The sequence below is a fragment of the uncultured Pseudokineococcus sp. genome (genome assembly GCF_947499845.1).
Lineage (GTDB): Bacteria > Actinomycetota > Actinomycetes > Actinomycetales > Quadrisphaeraceae > Pseudokineococcus.
The window spans coordinates 100,404-122,581 of record NZ_CANMPM010000001.1 but is presented as its reverse complement, the minus strand read 5'-3'; the positions used below and the strand labels follow the sequence as shown (position 1 = coordinate 122,581).

General features: G+C 78.2%; 25 protein-coding genes. 10 read left to right on the top strand and 15 right to left on the bottom strand.

Features of this window, described 5'->3' with window-relative positions:
• The first annotated feature begins 20 nt into the window (after positions 1-20).
• From Q0789_RS00560 to Q0789_RS00545, 4 genes are all read left to right on the top strand, one after another.
• The gene (locus Q0789_RS00560; protein ID WP_298801256.1) at positions 21-1,181 is read left to right on the top strand and encodes an ABC transporter ATP-binding protein; all 1,161 of its coding nucleotides are present in this window, start codon (positions 21-23) and stop codon (positions 1,179-1,181) included.
• Between the two features lie 53 nt (positions 1,182-1,234).
• On the top strand, positions 1,235-2,146 hold the full coding sequence (locus tag Q0789_RS00555) for a cation diffusion facilitator family transporter (protein WP_298801255.1): 912 nt from the start codon (positions 1,235-1,237) through the stop codon (positions 2,144-2,146).
• A 43-nt stretch (positions 2,147-2,189) separates the two neighbouring features.
• Positions 2,190-3,065 carry an NAD(P)-dependent oxidoreductase gene (locus tag Q0789_RS00550; RefSeq protein ID WP_298801254.1) on the top strand — a complete coding sequence of 292 codons (876 nt, stop codon included), beginning with the start codon at positions 2,190-2,192 and terminating at the stop codon, positions 3,063-3,065.
• A 79-nt stretch (positions 3,066-3,144) separates the two neighbouring features.
• Positions 3,145-3,852: a methyltransferase domain-containing protein gene (locus tag Q0789_RS00545; protein ID WP_298801253.1), complete on the top strand. Its 708-nt coding sequence runs from the start codon at positions 3,145-3,147 to the stop codon at positions 3,850-3,852.
• A gap of 30 nt (positions 3,853-3,882) precedes the next feature.
• Here Q0789_RS00545 and Q0789_RS00540 read toward each other — a convergent pair whose 3' ends face one another.
• A complete protein-coding gene (locus Q0789_RS00540) occupies positions 3,883-4,233 on the bottom strand; it encodes a VOC family protein (protein ID WP_298801252.1) in 351 nt (116 codons plus the stop codon).
• A 153-nt stretch (positions 4,234-4,386) separates the two neighbouring features.
• Between Q0789_RS00540 and Q0789_RS00535 the strand changes: the two genes are divergently transcribed.
• Positions 4,387-4,779 carry a hypothetical protein gene (locus Q0789_RS00535; RefSeq protein WP_298801251.1) on the top strand — a complete coding sequence of 131 codons (393 nt, stop codon included), beginning with the start codon at positions 4,387-4,389 and terminating at the stop codon, positions 4,777-4,779.
• Here Q0789_RS00535 and Q0789_RS00530 read toward each other — a convergent pair.
• The 3 genes from Q0789_RS00530 to Q0789_RS00520 form a co-directional block, all read right to left on the bottom strand.
• Positions 4,776-6,698 (bottom strand): PP2C family protein-serine/threonine phosphatase, encoded by a 1,923-nt coding sequence (locus tag Q0789_RS00530; protein WP_298801250.1) that lies wholly within the window; start codon positions 6,696-6,698, stop codon positions 4,776-4,778. The two genes, Q0789_RS00535 and Q0789_RS00530, sit on opposite strands and share 4 nt — an antisense overlap.
• A 33-nt stretch (positions 6,699-6,731) precedes the next feature.
• Positions 6,732-7,187, bottom strand: coding sequence for a MaoC family dehydratase (locus Q0789_RS00525; protein WP_298801249.1), 456 nt, complete (start codon positions 7,185-7,187; stop codon positions 6,732-6,734).
• 129 nt (positions 7,188-7,316) lie between these two features.
• Positions 7,317-7,871 (bottom strand): carbonic anhydrase, encoded by a 555-nt coding sequence (locus Q0789_RS00520; RefSeq protein ID WP_363326036.1) that lies wholly within the window; start codon positions 7,869-7,871, stop codon positions 7,317-7,319.
• Between the two features lie 45 nt (positions 7,872-7,916).
• Between Q0789_RS00520 and Q0789_RS00515 the strand changes: the two genes are divergently transcribed.
• Positions 7,917-8,621, top strand: coding sequence for an HAD family hydrolase (locus Q0789_RS00515; protein ID WP_298801247.1), 705 nt, complete (start codon positions 7,917-7,919; stop codon positions 8,619-8,621).
• Positions 8,622-8,676: 55 nt separating this feature from the next.
• Here the strand turns inward: Q0789_RS00515 and Q0789_RS00510 are convergent, their stop codons facing one another.
• On the bottom strand, positions 8,677-9,933 hold the full coding sequence (locus tag Q0789_RS00510) for an acetyl-CoA C-acetyltransferase (RefSeq protein WP_298801246.1): 1,257 nt from the start codon (positions 9,931-9,933) through the stop codon (positions 8,677-8,679).
• Positions 9,934-10,005: 72 nt separating this feature from the next.
• Complete coding sequence (locus Q0789_RS00505) at positions 10,006-10,395, bottom strand: hypothetical protein (protein WP_298801245.1); 390 nt, start codon at positions 10,393-10,395, stop codon at positions 10,006-10,008.
• A gap of 120 nt (positions 10,396-10,515) precedes the next feature.
• Between Q0789_RS00505 and Q0789_RS00500 the strand changes: the two genes are divergently transcribed.
• On the top strand, positions 10,516-11,214 hold the full coding sequence (locus tag Q0789_RS00500; RefSeq protein WP_298801244.1) for a TRIC cation channel family protein: 699 nt from the start codon (positions 10,516-10,518) through the stop codon (positions 11,212-11,214).
• On the opposite strand, the gene Q0789_RS00495 is transcribed toward Q0789_RS00500, so the two are convergent.
• The 9 genes from Q0789_RS00495 to Q0789_RS00455 all read right to left on the bottom strand — a co-directional run bounded on the left by Q0789_RS00495 (position 11,187) and on the right by Q0789_RS00455 (position 19,695).
• A complete protein-coding gene (locus Q0789_RS00495) occupies positions 11,187-11,711 on the bottom strand; it encodes a DUF664 domain-containing protein (protein ID WP_298801243.1) in 525 nt (174 codons plus the stop codon). The two genes, Q0789_RS00500 and Q0789_RS00495, sit on opposite strands and share 28 nt — an antisense overlap.
• 63 nt (positions 11,712-11,774) lie before the next feature.
• Positions 11,775-11,951: a hypothetical protein gene (locus Q0789_RS00490; RefSeq protein WP_298801242.1), complete on the bottom strand. Its 177-nt coding sequence runs from the start codon at positions 11,949-11,951 to the stop codon at positions 11,775-11,777.
• A gap of 180 nt (positions 11,952-12,131) precedes the next feature.
• Positions 12,132-13,190, bottom strand: a complete 1,059-nt coding sequence (locus Q0789_RS00485; protein WP_298801241.1) for a hypothetical protein — start codon at positions 13,188-13,190, stop codon at positions 12,132-12,134.
• 123 nt (positions 13,191-13,313) lie between these two features.
• A complete protein-coding gene (locus tag Q0789_RS00480) occupies positions 13,314-15,158 on the bottom strand; it encodes an alpha-glucosidase (RefSeq protein WP_298801240.1) in 1,845 nt (614 codons plus the stop codon).
• Between the two features lie 91 nt (positions 15,159-15,249).
• Positions 15,250-16,194 (bottom strand): exopolyphosphatase, encoded by a 945-nt coding sequence (locus Q0789_RS00475; protein WP_298801239.1) that lies wholly within the window; start codon positions 16,192-16,194, stop codon positions 15,250-15,252.
• A 185-nt stretch (positions 16,195-16,379) separates the two neighbouring features.
• Positions 16,380-17,273 (bottom strand): alpha/beta fold hydrolase, encoded by an 894-nt coding sequence (locus tag Q0789_RS00470; RefSeq protein WP_298801238.1) that lies wholly within the window; start codon positions 17,271-17,273, stop codon positions 16,380-16,382.
• A gap of 58 nt (positions 17,274-17,331) precedes the next feature.
• Positions 17,332-18,093, bottom strand: coding sequence for an SDR family oxidoreductase (locus Q0789_RS00465; protein ID WP_298801237.1), 762 nt, complete (start codon positions 18,091-18,093; stop codon positions 17,332-17,334).
• Entirely contained in the window at positions 18,090-19,529 is a 1,440-nt protein-coding gene (locus tag Q0789_RS00460; protein WP_298801236.1) for an FAD-dependent oxidoreductase, read from the bottom strand. Before Q0789_RS00460 ends, Q0789_RS00465 begins: the two co-directional genes overlap by 4 nt.
• A 40-nt stretch (positions 19,530-19,569) precedes the next feature.
• Entirely contained in the window at positions 19,570-19,695 is a 126-nt protein-coding gene (locus tag Q0789_RS00455; RefSeq protein WP_281359492.1) for a hypothetical protein, read from the bottom strand.
• A gap of 318 nt (positions 19,696-20,013) precedes the next feature.
• Here Q0789_RS00455 and Q0789_RS00450 point away from each other — a divergent pair, with 318 nt between their 5' ends.
• The 3 genes from Q0789_RS00450 to Q0789_RS00440 all read left to right on the top strand — a co-directional run bounded on the left by Q0789_RS00450 (position 20,014) and on the right by Q0789_RS00440 (position 22,127).
• Complete coding sequence (locus Q0789_RS00450; protein ID WP_171204310.1) at positions 20,014-20,229, top strand: hypothetical protein; 216 nt, start codon at positions 20,014-20,016, stop codon at positions 20,227-20,229.
• Between the two features lie 136 nt (positions 20,230-20,365).
• Positions 20,366-20,782: an ATP-binding protein gene (locus Q0789_RS00445; RefSeq protein WP_298801235.1), complete on the top strand. Its 417-nt coding sequence runs from the start codon at positions 20,366-20,368 to the stop codon at positions 20,780-20,782.
• 67 nt (positions 20,783-20,849) lie between these two features.
• Positions 20,850-22,127 carry an MFS transporter gene (locus Q0789_RS00440; RefSeq protein WP_298801234.1) on the top strand — a complete coding sequence of 426 codons (1,278 nt, stop codon included), beginning with the start codon at positions 20,850-20,852 and terminating at the stop codon, positions 22,125-22,127.
• The last annotated feature ends 51 nt before the right edge of the window (positions 22,128-22,178 follow it).

The following is a 22,178-nucleotide window of genomic DNA, read 5'->3' as shown; positions in this document are numbered from 1 at the left end:
GCGACGCTAGTGGAGACGCGATGATCCGGCTCGACGGCCTGGGGAAGCGCTACACCGACGGCACCGTCGCGGTCGACTCCCTCGACATGGAGGTCAGCCGCGGCGAGCTGGTCGCCCTCGTCGGCCCCTCGGGGTGCGGCAAGTCGACGACGCTGCGGATGGTCAACCGGCTCATCGAGCCGACGAGCGGGCGCATCGTCCTCGACGGCGACGACGTCACCGACGTCAGCGCGGTCGAGCTGCGCCGCCGCATCGGCTACGTCATCCAGCAGGTGGGCCTCTTCCCCCACCTCACCGTCGGCGACAACGTCGCGACGGTCCCCCGGCTGCTCGGGTGGGACAAGCGGCGCCGCAAGGACCGCACCGCCGAGATGATGGACCTCGTGGGCCTGCCGGCCGCGAAGTACGCCGACCGGTACCCGCACGAGCTCTCCGGCGGCCAGCAGCAGCGCGTCGGCGTCGCGCGCGGCCTGGCGGCCGACCCCGACGTCCTCCTCATGGACGAGCCGTTCGGCGCCGTCGACCCCATCGCCCGCGACCGCCTGCAGGGCGAGTTCCGGCGCATCCAGTCCGAGCTCCACAAGACCGTGCTCTTCGTCACCCACGACATCGACGAGGCCGTCCGGCTGGCCGACCGCATCGCCGTCTTCAGCGAGGGCGGCCGGCTCGAGCAGCTCGCCGAGCCCGCCACCGTCCTCGGGGCGCCGGCCAACCAGTTCGTCGCCGACTTCGTCGGCAGCGACCGCGGCCTGCGCCGCCTCGCGGTGCAGCCGGTGGAGGAGGACGACCTCGTGCACCCGCCCGTCGTCCGGCTCGCCGACCGCGCGGCCGACGCCCGCCGGACCATCGACGGCGCCCCGGAGCCGTACGCCGTCGTCGTCGACGACGCCGGCCACCTGCGCGGGTGGGTGGGCGCGCGGACGCTCGAGGAGTGCCCGCCCGACGCGCTGGTCGAGGAGGTGGCGCGCCGCTTCGACGAGACGGTCCAGATCGGCGACTTCCTGCGCCGCGCCCTCTCCGAGCTCGTCCAGCACGACGCGGGCTGGCTGCCCGTCCTCGACGGCGACCGGTTCCTCGGCGTCCTCACGCCCGACGCCGTCTACGCGGCGCTGCGCCGCACGGTGCCGGGCGACGGCGGCGTGGACGCCGAGCACGAGGCGCCGCTCCTGCGCGCCGTCTGACCCGGCGGGCCGCCGCCCCGCGGCCGGGGCGGCCCGTCGGCCACCATGGGGGCATGGGGCACGACCACGGGCACGCGACGGCGACCGGACGGCACCGCGGGCGGCTGACGGCCGTCCTCGTCATGACGCTCGTCGTCATGGTCGCCGAGGTCGTCGGCGCGCTCGTGTCCGGGTCGCTCGCGCTGCTGGCCGACGCGGGGCACATGCTCACCGACGCCTCGGGCCTCGGGCTCGCGCTCGTGGCGTCCGTGCTGGCCGCCCGCCCCGCCACCGGGCGGCGCTCCTTCGGGCTGGCGCGCGCCGAGGTCCTGGCCGCCGCCGCCAACGCGCTGCTGCTCCTCGGGGTGGCGGCCTTCGTCCTCGTCGAGGGCGTGCGCCGGCTCGTCGACCCCCAGCCCGTCGCGGCGGGGCCGATGCTCGTCGTCGCCCTCGCCGGGCTCGTCGTCAACGTCGTGGGGCTGCGGCTCCTGCACGCCGGCTCCGGCGAGAGCCTCAACGTGCGCGGCGCCTACCTCGAGGTCCTGGCGGACCTGCTGGGCTCGGTCGCCGTCGTCGTGGCCGCCCTCGTCGTCGCGCTCACGGGCTGGGTGCGCGCCGACGCCGTCGTCTCGCTCGGCATCGGGCTCCTCGTCGTCCCCCGGGCCCTGGCCCTCCTGCGGGACACCCTCGACGTCCTGCTCGAGTCGACGCCGCGGGGCGTGGACCTCGAGGACGTCCGCGCGCACGTCCTGTCGGCCGAGGGCGTGCTCGACGTCCACGACGTCCACGTGTGGACCCTCACCGGCGGCCTGCCCGTCATGTCGGCGCACGTCGTCGTCGCCGAGGACGCCCTGGACCGCGCGGGCTCGGGGCGGGTCCTCGACGCCCTCGGCGCGTGCCTGGCCGACCACTTCGACGTCGAGCACTCGACCTTCCAGCTCGAGCCGGCGGGGCACGCCGCCCACGAGGGCGCCCGGCACGCCTGAGGCACCGGGGGCGCCGGCTCCCGGCGGGGGCGAGGATCGGGGCATGAGCGAAGCCGCCCCCTCCCCCGCACCCGTCGCCGTCCTGGGCGCCGGGCTCCTCGGCGCCGCCATGGCCGCGCGCCTCGGCGAGAAGGGCCACGACGTCCGGCTGTGGAACCGCTCCCCGGAACGCGCCGCGCGGACGGCCGACGGCGCGGACGGGGTCAGGGCCGTGGCGGACCTGGCGGAGGCCGTGGACGGCGCTGCGGTGGTGCTGACCGTCCTGCGCGACGGGGACGCGGTCGCCGACGTCGCCGGCCGGTTCCTGCCGCTGCTCGGCGACGGGCCCGTGTGGGTGCAGGCCAGCACGGTCGGCCCGCGCGCCGCCGGGGAGCTGCGCGCGCAGGCGGACGCGGCCGGCGCCGCCTTCCTCGACGCCCCGGTGTCGGGCAGCACGGACCCGGCCCGTCGCGGCGCCCTGACGTGGCTCGTGGCCGGCGACGCCGCGGTGCTCGACCGGGCGCGCCCCGTGCTCGACGACCTCGGCCAGCGCGTGCAGCACGTCGGCGAGGCTGAGGAGGCGAGCGCGCTGAAACTCGTCGTCAACGCGTGGATGACGGGGGCGACGGCCGTCATGGCCGACGCCCTGGCGCTGGCCGAGCGGCTCGGCACCGACCCCGGGGCGCTGCGCGAGGTCCTCGACGGCGGCCCCCTCGGCATGCCCTACGCCCTCGGCAAGGCCGCGATGATGACGAGCGGCGAGTACCCGGCGGGCTTCCCCGCCGAGCTGGCTCTCAAGGACCTCGACCTCGCCGCGGACGGCGGCGCGCTGCCCGGCGCCCTCGAGCCGGTCCGCGAGCGTCTGCGCGCCGTGGCCGACGGCGGGCGGGGGCGCGAGGACGTCGCCGTCCTCGCCGAGGCGCCTCCGGCGCAGGGGTGAGGGGCGCGCGGTCGAGGGGCTCAGGGTCGAGGGGCGCGCCGTTGAGGGGCGCACGGGTCGGGGCGGGCGGCGGCAGCGCGTGAGCGCCCCCGACGCCGACGCCCCGGACGTCGAGGCCTTCGGCGACTACCTCGTCAGCTCGCGCGACGCCGAGGAGTACCGGGCGATGTTCGCCCTCTCGGACGCCGACCTGGCGGGCGGCGTCCTCGACTGCCCGGGGGGCGGGTCGAGCTTCACGGCCACGGCCCGCGCCGCGGGGGTCGACGCCCGCGCCGTCGACCCGGTCTACGCCCTGCCCGTCGACGACCTCGCGGCGCAGCTGCGCGAGGAGCTGGAGAGGGGCCGGGCCTGGATGACCGCCCGCTCCGACGCCTACCGCTGGGACGACCACGGCGACCCCGAGGTCCTCACGCGCCGCCGCGCCGCGTCCGCGGCCGCCTTCGTCGCCCACCGCCGCGCCGAGCCGGACCGCTACGTGGCCGCGTCCCTGCCGCAACTGCCGATGGCCGACGGCGAGGTCGACCTCGTGCTCTCCTCGCACCTCCTCTTCACGTACGCCGACCGCCTCGACGCCGCGGCCCACCTCGCGGCGCTGCGCGAGATGCTCCGCGTCGCCCGCCGCCAGGTGCGCGTCTACCCGCTGCTCGACGCGAGCGGGCACGCGCTGCCCGATCTGCTCGCGGGCGTGGTCGCCGACCTCCGGCGCGACGGCGTCCGCGCGCGGGTGCAGGCCGTCGCCCACGAGTTCCAGCGCGGGGCCGGACGCATGCTCGTCCTGGAGCGGTAGGACGCGGAGCGCCGACGCCGCGCGGCGGGCTCAGGCGGGTCCGTCCTCCTCGAGGTACACCAGCTCGTTGCCGTCCGGGTCCTCGAAGTGGAACATCGGCGGCACGCCGTCCCAGCGCAGCACCTCCGGGTTGTGGAGCACCACGCCCGGCGTGCCGGCGAGACGGGCGTGCGCCGCGGCGGCGTCCGTCGTGCCGAGACGGACGGCCATCGGCAGCGGGCTGTCGGGGGGCAGCAGCACCAGTCCCACCGAGGAGCCCGGGGGCACCACCTCGACGTAGCGCGCCCCCGGCCACGCCTCCTCGTCGACGCGCACCTCGCAGCCCAGCACCTCGGTGAAGAAGGCCAGCGCCCGGTCCTGGTCCGCCACCGGCAGGGACACGCTGAGCACTCTCGTCGTCATCGCCATGCCCGTGCAGACCGCCGCGGCGGCGAGGGCTCATCGGCTCCGGTCTCATCGGCCCCGGGCTCATCGGTCTCGGGCTCACCGGCCCGAGGACCAGCGGCTGTCGGTGCCCTGCGGCACGCTCGGCACGTGCCGACGCCGACGCTCCGCCTGGTGGAGGACGCCGTCCGCACGTCGTGGGGCGCGGACACCACGTACGCGAGCGATGACTACCTGCGCCGGGGCGCGGGCCACCCCGCCCGCGGCCAGTGCGGCCCGACGGCGCTCGTGGTCTACGACCTGCTGGGGGGCGAGCTGGTGGTCGCCGACCTCGAGCACGCGGGCGTCGTGGACGCCGTGCACTACTGGAACGCCCTGCCCGACGGGACGGAGGTGGACCTCACGCGGGACCAGCTGGTCGAGGGGGAGCGCCTCCTGCGCCCGCGCCGGGTCGTGGTGCCGGCCGTACGCTCCTCGCCGGGCGAGGTGCCGTACCGGGTGCTCCGGTCGCGCGTGGCCCGGCTCCTGCGCCCGGAGGGCTAGAGCACGCGCACGGCCACCAGCGCCACGTCGTCCTCCCGCGGGCCGGGCGCGCAGGCCTCCAGCACGACGTCGCAGAGCCGCTGGGCGGAGCCGCGGACGTCGGCCGGGAGGGCCGAGAGCGCGTCCAGCAGCCGCGCCTGCCCGACGTCGAGGCCCTGGTCGCGCCGCTCGAGGAGCCCGTCGGTGCACAGGACGAGGACGTCGCCGGGGGCGAGGACGGTCGAGACCGGGTTGCGCTGCGTCGTCGGCCGGACGCCGAGGAGCAGGTCGTGGGTCGTCGCGGGGACCTCGGCGCGCCCGTCCGCGCGGAGCACGACGGGCGGGGGGTGGCCGGCGTTGGACCACACGAGCCGCCACCCGCGCGGCCCGAGGTCGTCGAGGCGCCCGACCAGCGCGGTCGCCGTCGTGGCGAGGCCCAGGCCCGCCATCGCGGCGTCGGTCCGGGTGAGGACGGCGTCCGGCGGCTCGTCCGTCGTGTACGCGATCCCCCGCAGCAGGCTGCGCAGCTGGCCCATCGCGGCCGCGGCCTCGACGTCGTGGCCCATGACGTCGCCGATGACGACGACCGGCGAGCCCGTGGGCTGGACGAGGACGTCGTACCAGTCCCCGCCCACCTCGGCGCGGCGCGCCGACGGCTCGTAGCGCACCGCCACCTCGAGCCGCTCCAGGCGCGGCGGCGGGGTGAGCATGCTGCGCTGCAGGCCCTCCGCCAGCCGCTTCTGCGCGCGGAAGAGCGCCGCCGCGTCGAGGGCCGCCCCCGCGCGGCGCGCCACCTCGGTCGCCGTCTCCACCTCGGCAGCGGTGTGCGGCCCCCGGTCGCCGGTCGTCACCAGGAGCATCGACCCGACGGTGCGCCCGCGGACGCCGAGCGGCAGCACGACGGTGCCGTGCGGCTCCAGCGCGCGGAAGGCCGCGGCGGTGGCCGCGTCGGGCAGGGCGGCCCGCAGCACCTCCTCCGTCATCTGCTCGACGACGACCGGGCGACGCGTGCGCACCGGGTCGCTCAGGGCCGCCCCGACACCGCTGCCCCGGACGGTGGCGCGGCCCAGGGCGGCCACCTCGCCGGAGCGGGCGGGGTCGCGGTGGGCCGCACCGCCCTCGCGCCAGCGACCGTGCTCGTCCACGAGCAGCACGAGGCACCAGTCGGCGAGCGCGGGGACGACGAGGCGCGCCAGCTCGCCCACCGAGCGGTCCACGGCGGCGGTCTCGAGGACCTCGGAGTCGGTCAGCACGGCGTCCGTCGCCGCCGTCGTCCACACCGCTGTCGTCCCCGCCGCCGGTCTCTCGCCGCCGGTGCTCGTGGCGGCGGCCAGGACGCGCCCGACCTCGGACAGGACGCCGAGGCGCGCCCGCGCGTCCTCGACCTCCGCGAGCGCCCGGTCGCGCTGCTCGTCGGCCGCCACGCGGGCGAGCGCCTGCGCGGCCAGGGCGCCGAGCGCCTCGAGGAGCACGGCGGCCTCGTCGGGCGGCGGGGCGGTCCAGGTGGCCCGCAGCGCCCCCAGGACCGCTCCCCGCACCCGCAGCGGGACGGCAGCCAGGGCCCCCTCGCCGGCGACGCGGGGGAAGCGGCGGGCGACCTCGGCCGCGGTCACGGCCGCGACGACCCGACCGGTGCGCGCGCTGGCGCACTCGGGCAGGTCGCCGTCCGGCGGCGGGGCGCCACCGACGTGGAGAGCCTCGGGCGCGAGGCCGGGCGTCGACCACCGCAGCGCGGGCGCCCCCTCCCCCGGCCCGCCCAGCAGCACGGCGCCGCCCGTGGCCCCGGTCGTCGGCAGCCCGGCCCGCAGGACCCGCTCCACCACCTCGGCGCGGGTCGTCGCCCCCACCAGCGCGGTGGCGACGTCGAGCAGCGCCCACGACGGCGGCGGCCCCGCGGCGTCGGCGGGACCCCCGGGGCGCCCCGGCACCGGCGGCGTCATGGCGCGGACGGCGGCGTCACGGGCCTCGGCGCCTCAGGCCAGGTGGCGGAAGACGACGTCCGCGGCGAGGACGGGCCGCTCGCCGCCCTCGCGCTCCCCGAGCAGGGACAGGACGACCTGCACCCCGCCGGCCACCTCGGACGCCGAGGCGAGCGTGCCGGTGAGCCGCAGGCGGGACCCGACGGGGAGCGGGGCGGGGAAGCGGACCCGGTCGAGGCCGTAGTTGAGGACCATGGAGGAGCGCTCGACCCGCAGCAGGTCGTGGCTCAGCGGCACGACGAGCGAGAGGGTCATGTAGCCGTGGACGATCGTCGTCCCGAAGGGACCCGCCGCCGCCCGCTCGGCGTCGACGTGGATCCACTGCTCGTCGTGGGTGGCGCGGGCGAAGGCGTCGACCTCCGGCTGCACCACCTCGTGCCACCGGCTCGCGCCGAGGTCCTCCCCCACGTGCTGCAGGAGGTCGGCCGGGGTCTTCACGACGAGCGCCACGGGGACAGGTCTACCCCAGGGGGCGCTCCCCGCGCGCCCCTCCGGGCCAGACCGTGACCTCGGCCGCCCGCGCGGCCCAGCGGGCTGGTCCGACGGGGGCGCGGGCGGCCCGTGGGCGGGGGCGTCCGATCAGACCTCGGGGACGAGGACGTCCAGCCGGCCGGAGCGGACGTCGTAGACGCACCCGGCGACGGGCAGCCCCGCCGGCAGGTAGGGCGAGCTGCGGATGCGCTGGACGTCGTGCTCGAGCGTCGCCCGCTGGTCGGGGATGGTGCGGAACTCGAGGCTGCGGGTGTCGAGCCCGGCGCTCTCGGCGATGGTCGCGTGCACCTGCTCGTCGGTGGCCTTCGTCATGCGGCAGTCGGTGTGCGCGACGACGAGGACCCGCTCCACCCCGAGCAGGTGGGTGGCGAGGACGAGCGTGCGCAGCACGTCGCCCGTCACGCGGGCGCCGGCGTTGCGGAGGATCTTCGCGTCGCCGGGCTGCAGGCCGAGCATGTCCAGCGGCGAGATGCGCGAGTCCATGCACATCACGAGGCCGAGGCCCCGGGCCGCGCGCCCGGCCATGCCGGTGTCCGTGTAGGTGCGTGCGTGCTCGGCGTTCGCGGCGAGCACGTCGTCGAAGGAGGTCACGGCAGGGCATCCCACCAGGTCGCGGCCCGGCGCGGTGCGGCGGCCCGGCATCCGGGCGCCTGGAGGAGGGCCGCGGCGGGGCGGCAGGCTGCGCCGGTGGCGCACCCCCTCGTCCTCCTCGACCTCGACGGCACGCTGCTCGACCACCGCGGGTCGGTCGAGCGGGCGCTGCGGGCCTGGACCGCACGCCTGGCGCCCCCGCGGACGCCTGTGGACCTGCTCGGGGCGTGGCTCGCCGCCGAGCGCCGGCACCTCCCCGCCTGGCGTGACGGGACGGCGTCCTTCGCCGAGCAGCGCCGTCGCCGGCTGCGCGACGTGCTGCCGCTGCTCGGGCTGCCCGTCGGCGACGACGACGCCCTCGACGCCGTCTTCGCGGGCTACCTCGAGGCGTACGAGGCGGCCTGGAGGGCCTTCGACGACGTCGGGGACGCCCTGGCCGAGCTCGCCGGCGCCGGGCTGGCGACGGCCGTGCTGACCAACGGCGTCGAGGAGCAGCAGCGGGCGAAGCTGGCCCGCCTGGGGCTCTCCGGACGCGTGGGCCCCCTGCTCACCGCGGAGTCCCTGGGCGTCGCCAAGCCGGACCCCCGCGTCTTCACCCTCGCCTGCGAACGCCTCGGACGGCCTCCGGCGCAGGTCGTCTCGGTCGGCGACGACCACGCCCTCGACGTCGTGGCCGCCCGCGCGGCGGGCCTGCGGGCGGTCCACCTCGACCGTCTCGGCGAGAGCCCTTCCGGCGAGCGGGCGCGGACGACGACGCTGCGCGGGCTCGCCGCGCTCGTGCGGGACGCCGGGCCCGTCTGATCCGCGCCCGCCCGACCCGGGCCCCACCGCCCGGGCCGGGAGGGGCGAGCGGGTCTCAGGACAGGCGCTCGAGCACCATCGCCATGCCCTGGCCGCCGCCGACGCACATCGTCTCGAGGCCGAGGGTCCCGTCCCGCTCCTGCAGCCCGTGGACGAGCGTCGAGGTCATCCGCGCGCCGGTCATGCCGAACGGGTGGCCGACGGCGATGGCCCCGCCGTGGACGTTGAGGCGGTCCTCGTCGACGCCCAGCTCGCGGGCGGCGGGCACCACCTGGGCCGCGAAGGCCTCGTTGAGCTCGACGAGGTCGAGGTCGCCCACCGAGAGGCCCGCGAGGGCCAGCGCGCGGCGGCTGGCCTCGACCGGGCCCATGCCCATGACCTCGGGCGACAGCGCCGAGACCCCGGTCGAGACCACGCGCGCCAGCGGCGTGACGCCCAGCTCGCGCGCCCGGACGTCGCTCATGACGACGAGGGCGGCCGCGCCGTCGTTGAGGGGGCAGCAGTTGCCGGCCGTGACGGTGCCGTCGGGGCGGAAGACCGGCTGCAGCCCGGCGAGCGCCTCCGCCGTCGTCCCCGGCCGCGGGGACTCGTCGGCCTCCATGACCGAGCCGTCGGGCAGCACGACGGGCGTGGTGTCGCGCGCCCAGAAGCCGGAGGCCGTGGCGGCGGCCGCGCGCTGCTGCGAGCGCAGCGCGTAGGCGTCCTGCTCCTCGCGGCTGACCCCCCAGCGCTGGGCGACGTTCTCGGCCGTGTGCCCCATGGCGACGTACGCGTCCGGCAGCAGGCCGTCCTCGCGGGGGTCGCGCCACGTCGGCGCCCCGCCGGCGGCGCGCTCGGCGGTGCGCGCTCGGGCCTCCTCGAACCGCGGGTTGGTCCACGGGTTCGCCCCGCCGGGCGTCGCCGCGGGCGCGTCGGCGGGGGGCGCGTCGCTCGAGCCGCGGCCGAAGCGGCTGACGACCTCGACGCCCGCCGAGACCACGACGTCGGCCTCGCCGGCGCGGATCGCGTGCATCGCCATCCGCGTCGTCTGCAGGCTCGAGGAGCAGTAGCGCGTCACCGTCGCGCCGGGGACCTCGTCGAGGCCGAGGAGGACGGCGACGACGCGGGCGAGGTTGAAGCCCTGCTCGCCGCCGGGCATGCCGCAGCCCACGAGGAGGTCGTCGACCGAGCCGGGGTCGAGCTGCGGCACCGCCTCCAGGGCTGCGCGCACCACCTGGGCGGTGAGGTCGTCGGCCCGCGTCCCCGCCAGGGCGCCCTTGCCGGCGCGGCCGATGGGAGAGCGGGCCAGGGAGACGATGACGGCGTCGGGCACTTCGGGCTCCTCGGCGGTGAGGACGGGTGGGGTGCTGGTGCTGGTGGTGCGGGGCCTCTCGAGGAGGGCTCCTCAGGACGCGGGCTCGCAGGTGACGTCGGGCGCCACGTCGACCTCGATGTCGCCCTCGGCGATCGACGACTCCTCGACGGCCTGCTCGCCCTGGGCCCACTCGGCCGTGGCGACCTGCTCCCCGCTGCCCGCGCAGAGCACGGTGAGCATGTAGACCCCGTCGTCGGTGCGGTCCTCCTGCAGGTCCGCGACGAGGGACTGGACGCCGAGCTCGACGGGCGTCTCCGGCACCTCGACGGTGATGTCCGTGCCGTCCTCCTCGACCACGTCGTAGTCGGGGGCCTGGGCGATGAGCTCGGGGTCGGTCTCCGTCCCGGTCTCGGTGGACGCGCTGCACGCGGCGAGCAGGAGCAGCAGCGGTGCGGCGGGGGCGAGGTGGCGGACGCGCATGCCAGGGACAGTGCCACGGCCCCCGCGGGGGCGCACCGCGGGCGCGGGCGGCCCGGCGGCGCCGGGCGGGCGCCCGGGCGACGACACCGGGACGCGGAGCGGGGCCCCTAGCCTCGCGGCGTGGACGCGACCGTGCTCTCGCTCGTCCTCGACCTGTCGGGCGTCTTCGTGTTCGCCCTCGCCGGCGCGCTGGCCGCCGTCCGCGCCCGCTTCGACGTCATCGGCCTCGTCGTCGTCGCGATGGTCTCCTCGATCGGCGGCGGGCTCGTGCGCGACGTCCTCCTGGGCACGGAACCGCCTCTGGCGCTGCAGGACTGGAAGTACCTCGCGGTGCCGACGGCGGCCGCGGGCCTCGCCTGGTGGCTGCACCCCCGGCTGGCCCGGCTGCGGCGATCGGTGCGCGTGGCGGACGCCTTCGGCCTCGGCTTCTTCTCCGTCTCGGGGACGGCGACGGCCCTCGCGGCCGGCCTGGCGCCACCGTCCGCGTGCCTGCTCGGGGTGCTGACGGGCGTGGGCGGGGGCGTCATCCGCGACGTCCTGCTCCGCGAGGTGCCGCTCGTGCTCTCCGACGGGCAGTTCTACGCGCTGGCGGCCCTGGCCGGGGCGCTCCTCGTCGCCGTCACCTGGCACCTGCAGGTCTACGGGCTCGTGGCCGCGGGGGCCGGCGTCGCCCTCGTCGTGGCGCTGCGCCTGCTGACCCTGCGGCTGCGGTGGCAGCTGCCCGTCCCCGCCGACCGCCGGCCCGGGCGGCCTGAGCGGGCCGGGCGATCTGGACGGGCGCGACCTCGCCGTCAGCGGCCGAGGAGGCCCCGCACGTAGGAGGCCTGCCCGAGGTGCTGCAGGCAGTCGGAGGCGACGCTGGCCAGGCGCACGCCGTAGGTGACGGGCGGGTCCCACGCCTCGTCCACCACGCGGTCGAGGTCCTGCTCGCCCAGCCCGGCGACGACGGCGTCGGCGCGCTCCCCCACGGCGCGGGCGTAGCCGGCCAGGTCCTCCGCGCTCGCCCGGACCCGGGCGACCTCGTCGGCGGTGTGGCCGTAGCCGGTGTCCTCGCGGGGCAGGTCCAGCGCCAGCCGGTCGGCCCAGGTCCGCCCGCCGTCCCCGTCCGTCGGCGTGGTCCAGACCTGCTCGAGGCCGGCGGCGTCCGCGAGGTGGTCGTCCATGACGCGCGCCTGGTGCCACACCAGCCAGGCGACGGTGTTGGCCCCCGGCTGCGGCGCCCGCGCCAGGTCCTCCTCGGAGAGACCGTCGACGACCGTGGGCGCGAGGGCGCTCGCGCGGCCCAGCACCTCCTGCAGCAGCTGGCTGACGTCCATGGCCGCCACGCTAGGCACGGCGCCGCGCGGGCGCCCGCGGGCGCCGGGGGCGGACCCGGCGGGTCAGGGACGGGCGGCCGGGCCGACGGCCGCCAGGCGCTCGTCGAGGAGCCGGTCGATGACGTCGGCCAGCACCCGCGCGGCCCGCGGCCGGGCGAGCTGGTCGGCCCGCGCGTGGGCGATGAGCGCGTCGAGCACGTGGGGCTCCCGGGGGCTCGGGATCCGGGCGGGTGCGGTCACGTCGACCTCCGACGGGTGGGGCGGGGCCGTCCCCCGCGTGCACGCTGCGTCGACGGGCGCCAGGGCCGCCTGCAGCGCTCACCCGTCCGGCGCCCCCCGCCTCACCCGTCCGGACCAGCGCGTGGCCCGCACCAGCGCAGCGCTCGGCCCGTCCGGCGCCCGCCGCGCCGCGGCGGGGGGTCAGCGGGCGCGGACGGCGGCGTCCAGGCGCCGGCGCACGCTCGGCCAGGAGTCGCCGTGGGCGGCGACGAGCGCGGGCGTCGCCCAGCGCAGCACCCCGCCCTCCGCCGAGGCGTCGGTGCCGCCGACGAGCTCGACGTGGCCGCCCGGGCGGCGGTCGGCCCGCACGACGGGCGGCGCGCCCGAGCCGTCGAGCCGGGCCCCACGACCGGCGGAGGACGCCATGGCCCACAGCTCGAGGGCGAGGCTCCCCGCGGTCTGCACGACGACGGCGTCGCCCCCGCGCCCGGTCGTCGCGGGAGCCCCGGCGCTGGGCCGCAGCGACCGCTCGGGGCGCAGGCGGCCCCCGACGTCGACGAGGACCTGGCGCCCCGCCGCGGGGACGGGCAGGCGCAGGTGCAGGCCGCGCAGCCGCACCGCGGAGCCGGGCAGCACGCGGGCGGTCGCACCGAGGTGGAGCACCCCGACGGCGTCGAGCCCCAGCACCACCTCGACGGCCACCCCGAGCACCGGGTCCTCCGAGCTCACGACGAGCCGCTGCGACCCGTCACCGGCGACGCCCAGCGACGCGGAGCGCCGCACGGGGGCCGGCTCCCGCTCCGCCGGGACCACGCGCAGGCCCCCGCCGACGTCCGGGCCCGCACCGACGTCCGGGCCGACGTCCGGGCCGACGTCCGGGCCGAGCTCCGGGCCGAGCTCCGGGCCGGGGTCCACGGCGGCGGGGCCCGTGGCGCCCGCCGGCCCGGCGGCGAGGAGGACGGGCGAGCCCGGCGGGTGCCCGTCGGCCCGGTCGGCGGAGGCCGCGAGCGCCAGCGCCTCGGTCTCGTCGACGGACAGGTCGCCCAGGTCCCCGCCCCAGTGCAGCACCCGCGGCGCGCCGGGGGCGTCCGCGAGCAGCAGGAGGCTCGCACCCGCGGCGCGCAGGTGGACGACCGACGGGACGCCCCAGGGGTCGTCCACGCCGTCCGGGCCGCCCCGGGGACCGCCCGCGCCCTCCGCGCCCGGGCGGCGCCCGTCGTCGCGCCCGCCGGCCGCGTCGCCGGGTGGCCTGCTCGCCATGCCCCCGATGCTGCCAGCCGCGCCGCCCCGAGGCGCGGGAGTCCGCCGGACCGGGTGCCGAGCCGCCGTCCGAGCCGTCGTCAGGGATCAGCCCGGGCGCAGGGATCAGCCCGGGCGCAGGGATCAGCCCCGGCGCAGGACGCGGGCCTCCCAGGGGGCGAGCACGGGGTCGGCGGCGACGTCGGCGTCGCCGCCACCTCCGTCGGCGGGCACGGTGCCGAGGACGAGCTCGAGGTCGCGCCCCGGCCCGGCGACGGCCTCGGGGAGGAGGTCGGCCAGGTCCACCGGTGAGGACCCGACGTTGGCGACGACGAGGAGCTCGTCGAGCGCCGGAGCCCCGTCCGCGCCCTCCCCCGCGAGGCGGCGGGTGAAGGCGTACACCTGCTCGTGCTCGGGCACGAGCATCGTGAAGTCGCCGAGCGCGACCACGGGCCAGTCGTGGCGCAGCGCCACCAGGCGCCGGTAGTGCGCCAGCACCGACGTCGGGTCGTCGGCCTGGTCGGCGACGGTCCACCCGTGGGCGTGGTCGGGGTTGACCGCGATCCACGGCTCGCCGGTCGTGAAGCCCGCCGACGGCGAGGCGTCCCACTGCACGGGCGTCCGCGCGTTGTCCCGGCTGGAGACGGCCACGCGGGAGAGCACCTCGGCCGGGTCGCCGCCGTGGCCCACCTCCTCGGCGAGGTGGTTGACGCTCTCGATGTCGCGCAGCTGCTCGGCCGAGGCCCACGGGAAGTTCGCCATCCCGATCTCCTCGCCCTGGTAGACGTACGGCGTCCCCCGGTGCAGGTGCAGCAGCGTGCCCAGGCACCTGGCCGACGCCGCCCGGTGCTCCGGGGAGTCGTCGCCCCACCGCGACACGATCCGGGGCTGGTCGTGGTTGTTCCAGTACAGGCTGTTCCACCCCCGCGCGGCCAGGCCCGCCTGCCAGCGCCCGAAGGAGGCCTTGAGCGCGAGCAGGTCCAGGGGCACGGGGTGCCACTTGCTGCCGTCGTGGTCGAGGTCGACGTGCTCGAACTGGAAGACCATGTCGACCTCCGCGCTCGCGGGGTCGGTGAAGCGCTGCGCGTCGGCGACCGTCACGCCGGGCATCTCGCCCACCGTCAGCAGCGCCTCCGGGCGCCCGGCGAGGACCTCGGCGTGCATCTCGGCGAGGTAGTCGTGGATGCGCGGCCCGCAGAGGTAGTGCTCGCCGCCCCCGGCCAGGCCCGTGCGGGGGTCGATGTCGCGCCCGTCCGGCAGCGAGCCGTCCGCCGCGACGTCCTTGCTCACCATGTTGATGACGTCCATGCGGAAGCCGTCGACCCCGCGGTCGAGCCACCACCGCATCATCTCGTGCACCGCCGCCCGCACGTCCGGGTTCTCCCAGTTGAGGTCCGGCTGCTTGCGGGAGAAGAGGTGCAGGTAGTACTCGCCGCTGGCCTCGTCGAGGCTCCACGCCGGGCCGGAGAACGCCGACCGCCAGTTCGTCGGCTCGGCGCCCGGGGCGCCGGCCTCCATGCCCTCGCGCGGGCCGCGCCACCAGTACCAGTCGCGCTTCGCGCTCGACGGCGAGCTGCGGGACTCGACGAACCACGGGTGCTCGTCGCTCGTGTGGTTGACCACGAGGTCCATGACGAGCTTCATGCCCCGCGCGTGGAGGGCGTCGGTGAGCTCCTCGAGGTCCTCCAGCGTCCCGAAGGTCGGGTCGACCGCCCGGTAGTCGCTGATGTCGTAGCCGTTGTCGTCCTGCGGCGAGGCGTAGACGGGCGAGAGCCACACGACGTCGACGCCGAGGTCGGCGAGGTGGTCCAGGCGGGAGGTGATGCCCCGCAGGTCCCCGACCCCGTCGCCGTCGGAGTCCGCGAAGGACCGCGGGTACACCTGGTAGACGACGGCGCTCGCCCACCACGGCGCCGGACCGGGGCCGGGGCCGGCGCCGTCGGGGGCCGTCGTGACCCGGGGCTGCAGGGGCGTCGTGCTCGCGCTCATGGGCGCGGATCCTGCCAGCGCGCGCGGGCGCGACGGAGGCGGCCGTCGTCGGGCCGCCGCCGGCGGCCCGGAGCCCGCCGCGCGGGCGGCGTCAGCCGGCGACGAGCGCCCCCCGCTCGGTGCTGACGGCGTCGACGACCTCGGCGAGCACGCGCTCGGCGTCCTCGTGCGCCACCTGGCAGGTGCCGGCGGCCTGGTGGCCGCCGCCGCCGTGGAGCAGGCAGACCGCGCCGACGTCGACGGGCGAGGTGCGGTCGACGATCGACTTGCCCACCGCCAGGACGGTGTTGAGCTTCTCGCGGCCCCACAGCACGTGGACCGAGACCCGCGCCGTCGGGAAGAGGGCGTAGACGACGAAGCGGTTGCCGGCGTGGATGACGTCCTCGCCGCGCAGGTCGACGACGACGACGTCGCCGCGCTGGGTGCTGCAGCGGCGCAGCTGGTCCTCGAAGAGCGCGGACTGGGCGTGGTACAGCTCGACGCGCTCGGTGACGTCGGGCAGGGCCAGGATCTCCTCGACGTCCTGGTGGGCGCTGCAGGCGTCGACGAGCTGCATCATCAGCTGGTAGTTGGAGACGCGGAACTCGCGGAAGCGGCCGAGCCCGGTGCGGCTGTCCATGAGGACGTTGAGCAGCGTCCAGCCGCGGGGGTCGAGCACCTCCTCGATGCCGTAGGCCGCTGAGTCGGCGCGGTCGACGGCGTCCATGAGCTCGGGCGAGACGTCGGGGAAGCGCTCGGCGCCGCCGAAGTGGTCGTAGACGACGCGCGCGGCCGAGGGGGCGCCCGCGTCGATGACGTGGTTGGCGCGCTCGCCGTCCAGGCGCAAGGTCTCGGAGTGGTGGTGGTCGAAGACGAGGTGCGCGCGGGGGGCGTACGGCAGGTTCGTCAGGACGTCGCGCTCGGTGATCTCGACGACGCCGTCCTGCACGTCCTTCGGGTGGACGAAGGTGATCTCGTCGACGAGGCCGATCTGGCGCAGCAGGACCGCGCAGACGAGGCCGTCGAAGTCGCTGCGGGTCACGAGGCGGTGCGGCACGGGGGCTCCTGCGGGGTCGGCGGGGCGCCCCGGGGCGCGGGGCGGTGGCTCGTCCTCTCCCGTCGGCGCCCGCGCCCGCGACTTGAGCGACGGCGCGTCCTCTCCTCCGCCCGCCCCGCCCTCGCGCGCCCTCGCCCGCGCCCCCTCCCCTCGCCTGCCCCCACCCGCCCCGCCCGCGCGCCCGCCTACCCCTGCGCCGCGGCGCGCTGCTGCAGCCAGTCGACGACGAGGGCCGTCGTCGCGTCGCGGTCGGTCTCGTTGAGGACCTCGTGCCGGGCGCCGTGGCGCAGCTCGAGGGTGACGTCGCGCAGGCCGGCGTCGCGGTAGCGCTCCGCCAGGCGGCGGACGAGCGCCCCGCCGGGCCCGCCGACCGGGTCCTCGTCGCCGCTGACGACGAGGACGGGGAGGTCGTCGCGGACGCCGGCGAGCGCCTCGGGGTCCGACGTCCGGCCCGCCGTCGCGAGCACGCCGCCGAGGACGGCGTCCTCGGTGGCGAAGCCGCACAGGGGGTCGGCCACGTACGCGTCCACCTCGGCCTCGTCGCGGCTCAGCCACTCGAAGCCGGTGCGGTAGGGGAAGGGCGCGTTGAAGCCCTCGAGGCCGGCGTCCGGCGGCAGGGCGCTGACGACGTCGACGAGCCCGTCGATGGCGGTCGAGCCGGACAGCACCACCCCCGCCCACAGGTCGTCGTGGTCGAGGAGGGCGTTCTGCGCGGCCATCGAGCCCAGGGAGTGGCCGAGGAGGAAGCGCGGCAGGTCGGGGTGCTCGTCCCGCAGCAGCTCCCCGAGCCGCACGACGTCGCCCAGGAAGCCCGCGGCGCCCGCCGCGCCGAAGGAGCCGAGCGGCACCTGCTCCGACGTCGAGGCGCCGTGCCCGCGGTGGTCGCACGCCACGACGACGAAGCCGGCGTCGGCGAGGGCCCCGGCGAGGCGCGCGTAGCGGCGCCCGTGCTCGGCGAGCCCGTGCGCGACCTGCACGACGCCCCGCACCGGGCCGTCCGCGGGCTCCCAGCGGTAGGTCGCGACGGCCAGCCCGTCGGAGGGCGAGGAGAAGCTGCCGGTGCGGGGCTCGGCGGTCATGGCGTCCTCCGGGGGTCGGGTCGGGTCGGGCCGGCGGGCAGCGCGACCGTGGGGCTGCTCACGCCGGCACCCACGCGTCGAGCAGCCAGCTGTCGAAGGTGGTGGGCGTCAGGACGGCGCCGGGGCCGGGCAGCAGGACCTCGCCGGCGGCCTCGACGCCGAAGGGCGTGCCGCGCCAGCTCGCGCGCAGCTCGAGGGGCTCGCGCCGCGCCGACAGGGTCCTCCGCGCCATGTCGACGAGGTCCTCGGTGCGCGGGCCCGCCACCTCGAGCAGGCCCCGCGGCGGGCCGACGGCGACGCGGGCGAGCTCGGCGGCGAGGTCCGCGACGGCGAGCGGCTGCACGAGCAGCGGGGGCACGACGGCGCCGTCCCCCTCGCGGGTGAGCGCGGCGACGTCGGCGCCGGCCTCGTGGGGCGGCGTCGCCCGGACGACGGTCGTGCGCAGGGGCGCGCGGCGCGCTCGCTCCTCCTGGGCGCGCTTGCCCGCCAGCAGCGGCGGGCCGGACAGGCGGTCGACGCCGACGGCCGAGAGCACCACGAGGTGCTGCGCGCCGCCGCGGGCGGCGGCGTCGCCGACGCGGTCGGCGGCCGCGGCGAAGAAGCCCTCGAGGTCGCGGGCCCGGCGGGTGGACAGCCACGACGGACCGCTGGCGTCGACGACCGCCGCGCAGCCCCGCAGCGCCCCGTCGAGGCCCCGGCCCGTGACGACGTCCGCGCCCGTGGAGCGCGCCGCGACGACGACGTCGTGCCCGCCCCGGCGCAGCGCCTCGACGAGGGGCCGCCCGACGCGCCCGGTGCCGCCGACGACCGCCACCCTCACGAGGGCTCCCCTCCCGCCGGTCCGCCCGCGGCGCTCCCCGGCGCCCCTCCTCGGGCGGCCGCGAGCATGTCCTCGCGGCTGACGAGCTTGACCCGTGGGCGCCCGGCGTCGGCACCGGCGCGCAGCTCCGCCGCGTCGACGCTGCGCCAGCCGTCGAGGTCGACGACGTGCAGCCCGCCGGCGCGCAGGCGCTCGACGAGGTCGAGGGGGTCGGCGGGCGGGGCCGCGGCCGCCGGCTCGCGGGCGACGTCCTCCAGCAGGCTCGCGACGGTGGCGCGCGCGTCCTTGCGGGTGTGGCCGACGAGGCCGACGGGCCCGGTCTTCAGCCAGCCGACGACGTAGAGGCCGCGCTCGGGCTCGCCGTCGGCGATGAGCACCCGCCCGTCCACGTTGGGCACGACGCCGCGCCGGTCGTCGAAGGGGGCGCCGGCGACGGGCCGGCTGCGGTAGCCGACGGCGCGGTACACCGCCTGGACCGGGAGGTCCTCGACGACGCCCGCCGCGCCCGCGTGCGCCCGGCGGGTCCGCAGGCCGGTGACGCGTCCGGCGTCGCGGCCCAGCACCTCGACGGGCGTGCGCGCGAAGCGCAGGTGCACCCGGCGCGGGGCGCCGGTCGTGCCCCGCTCGGCGAACGAGGCGAGGGCGTCCACGACCTGCCGGGCGCGGCGGTCGCCGGCGAGGTGCTCGACGGCCTCGGGCGCCAGGACGAGGTCGGCGGGGTCGACGACGACGTCGACGCCGGGGACCGCGCCGAGCTCGCGCAGCTCCAGCGGCGAGAAGCGCGCGTGCTCGGGCCCCCGTCGGCCGACGACGTGGACGTCGGTGAGGCGGGAGGCCGCCAGGTCGGCGTGCACGGCGGCCGGGACCTCCGTGGCGAGGAGGTCCTCGGCCGGGCGGGCGAGCACGCGGGCGACGTCGAGCGCGACGTTGCCGACGCCGAGCACGGCCACCTCGCGGGCCGAGAGGTCCCAGTGGCGCGGAGCCTCGGGGTGCCCCTGGTACCAGGCGACGACCTCGCTCGCGCCCCAGCACCCGGGCAGGTCGGCACCGGGGAGGTCCAGCGGGGCGTCGGTGCTCGAGCCGGTGGCGAGCACGACGGCGTCGTAGGCCGCCCGCAGCTCCTCGAGGGTGACGTCGCGGCCGACCTCCACGTTGGCCACGAGCCGGACGTCGGGGTGGTCGAGGACCTCGGCCAGCGTCGCCGTGACCGCCTTCATGTCGGGGTGGTCCGGCGAGACGCCGTAGCGGACGAGGCCGAAGGGCACCGGGAGCCGCTCGAGGACGTCGACGCGCACCCCGCGCTCGAGACCGGCGGCCACGAGGGCGCCGGCGGTGTGGACGCCCGCCGGCCCCGACCCCACCACCGCGACGCGCAGGGGCGGGCGGTCCGGGCCCGCGGCGGGCACCCCGGGGCGGGTCGCGGCGTCGCTGCTCACGCCGTCGATCCTGCCACCGGGGGCCCCGCCGCGGGGCGGGTCAGCGACCCGGTCGCGCCGGCTTCCTGATGGAGGAGACCGCCGAGTCGAGCGCCTTCTCGGCGGTCGCCTTCGGCTTCTCCTGCTTGGGCTTGCGGGCCTCGCGGCCACCCTTGTTCTTGCTCATCGCTGCTCCTCGGCGAGGGGCCCGCCCGGGGCGGGCCGGTGCGCCGCGCGGTGGGCGCGGCGGCGTGCGCGGCCGCGGTGGGGCGTCGCCCCGGCGGCTCGCTGACGGGCGACGGCGCCGGAGGCGCCGCGCGGACCCGCACCGCCGGCCCGAGCGCGCGCTCGTCCCCTGACCTCGTCGTCGGCCGGCCCCACGAGTGTGGCACGCGGCGCCCGTCCGCCCTCCGCGGCGCCGGCGGCCGGGCTCGCGCCGGTCACCGCCCGCAGCGGTGCGTGCGCGATGTCCCCGACTCCGCCGGATCGGGGTGACACTGGGTGCATGGCCAACTCCGCGCCCCGGCGCCACCTCAGGACGAGCCCCTTCGCGGAGCGCGTCGCGGCGCCGGTCGAGACCTACGCGGTCGACGACCGGGTGAACCACGACGTCCACGGCATCGGACGGGTGGTCTCGACCGAGGGCGACGTCGCCGTCACCGTCCGCTTCGCGCAGGGTCCCGTGCGCGTCGGCAACGACCGGCGGCTCTCCAAGATCTGAACCGCCGCGCCCTCCGCCGGGCGCTCACCCGGCCGGACCAGCGCCCGGTGCGCCCCCATCCACGGCGCCGTCGGCCGCGAAGACCCCCTGCGAGCGGGGTGCTCGCCGGAGGGGACCGCGAGGTCGGGGGGACGCCGTGGCGCACGCAGCACCTGTGCGGGAGGTCGTCGTCCGCTGCCCGCCGGTGGACGTCCGCGGGGCGCGGCGGGTCGTCGTGGGCTGCTGCGGCGGTGCGGGCTGGCACGAGGACGTCGCCGACGTCGCCGAGCTGCTCGTCAGCGAGCTCGTCACCAACGCCCTGGTCCACGGCGGCGGCGCCGCGTCGATGGCCGTGGTCGTCGCCCCCGGCGGCGTCCGCGTCGAGGTGGCCGACGACCTGCCGGACGAGCTCGAGCCGGTGGTGCGGCGGGCGTCGGCGTCCGCCACCGGCGGTCGCGGCCTCGCCCTCGTGGAGGCGCTCGCCACCGCCTGGGGCGTCCGGCGGGCGCCCGGGGGCAAGGTCGTGTGGTTCCACCTCGACGCCCGCCCGGGCGAGGGCCCCGCGCAGGGCTGAGACGGGGGCTCCGGGGCGGCGCGGCGACGCGCGCGGGCGCCGCCCGCGGACCTCGTAGGGTCGGCGGGTGACGAGCGGTGCCGGGGGCCTCGGGGCCTACCTCGAGGTCCTGCGCACCGGCTCCGCCGTGCGGCCCTTCGCCGCCGCCGTGGTGGCCCGGCTGCCGATCTCCATGGTGCCGTTCGGGACGCTGCTGCTCGTCGAGGAGACGCGGGGGTCGTTCTCCGCCGCGGGCCTCGTCACCGCCGGCTACGCCATCGGCATCGGTGTCGGCTCGCCGATGTGGGGCCGCCTGATCGACCGCCACGGCCAGGCGCGCCTCGTCGCCCCGACCGTCCTCGTCAGCGCGGCGCTGCTCGCCGCCTTCGCGCTCGCGGCCGAGGCCCTCGCCCCGCTCGCCCTGCTGCTCGTGCTCGTCGTCGTCGCCGGCGCCACCGCCCCGCCCATCAGCTCGGCCATGCGGCTGTCGTGGCGGTCGGTCCTGCCGGAGCGGCTGTGGCGCACCGGCTACGCGCTCGACGCGTCGGCCGTGGAGGCCGTCTTCGTCGGCGGCCCCCTGCTGCTGTCGCTGCTGCTGCACCTGCCGCCCGCCGGGCCGCTCCTCGTCACCGCCGTCGTCCACGCCGTCGGCGGTCTCACGTACGCCGCGAGCGAGCCCGCCCGCCGCCCGCCGGAGCGCACCGCCGCCCTGGACGGCGCGCTGGGGGCGGTGGTGGACGCCGACCCGCTGCGGCGGGCCTCGCGCGTCCTCACCCCGCCGCTCGTCGCCGTGCTCGCCGTCGGGCTCGCCATGGCGGTGGCCTTCGGCTTCGTGGACACCTCGATGGCCGCGACGGCGCGCGCCGTCCTCGGCGACGAGTCGCGGCTCGGGGTGCTGCTGGCCTCGATCGCCGGCGGCAGCGTCCTCGGGGGCCTGCTGTACGGCCTGCTGCCCCACTCCGGCGACGAGCGGCGGCGCCTCCCGGCGCTGCTCGCGGCCTTCACCGCCGGCCTGGCGGGCGTGGCCGTCGTCGTCGGCGCCGGGGCGCCGCTGCCCCTGCTGCTGCCGGTCCTCTTCCTCACGGGCCTGTGCATCGCCCCCGCGCTCATCGTCCAGCAGGCCCTCGTGGACTCGGTCGCCCCCGAGGGGCGGCGCGGGGAGAGCCAGGCGTGGCTGGCCACCGCCGTCGTGACCGGGGGCGCCGGCGGCACCGCCGCCGCCGGCCTGCTCGTGGACCTCGGCGGGCCACCGCTCTCCCTGGCCGCCGGCTCCGCCGCCCTTTCCGTGGCGACGGCGCTGGCCCTCGGGGCCCAGCCGGGCTGGTCGCGCAGCGCACGGCGCGCCGCGGCGCTCGACGCCGGCTGACGGCCGGGCGCTCCCTCGCGGGAAGACGTCCACGAGGGTGACCGTGGACGG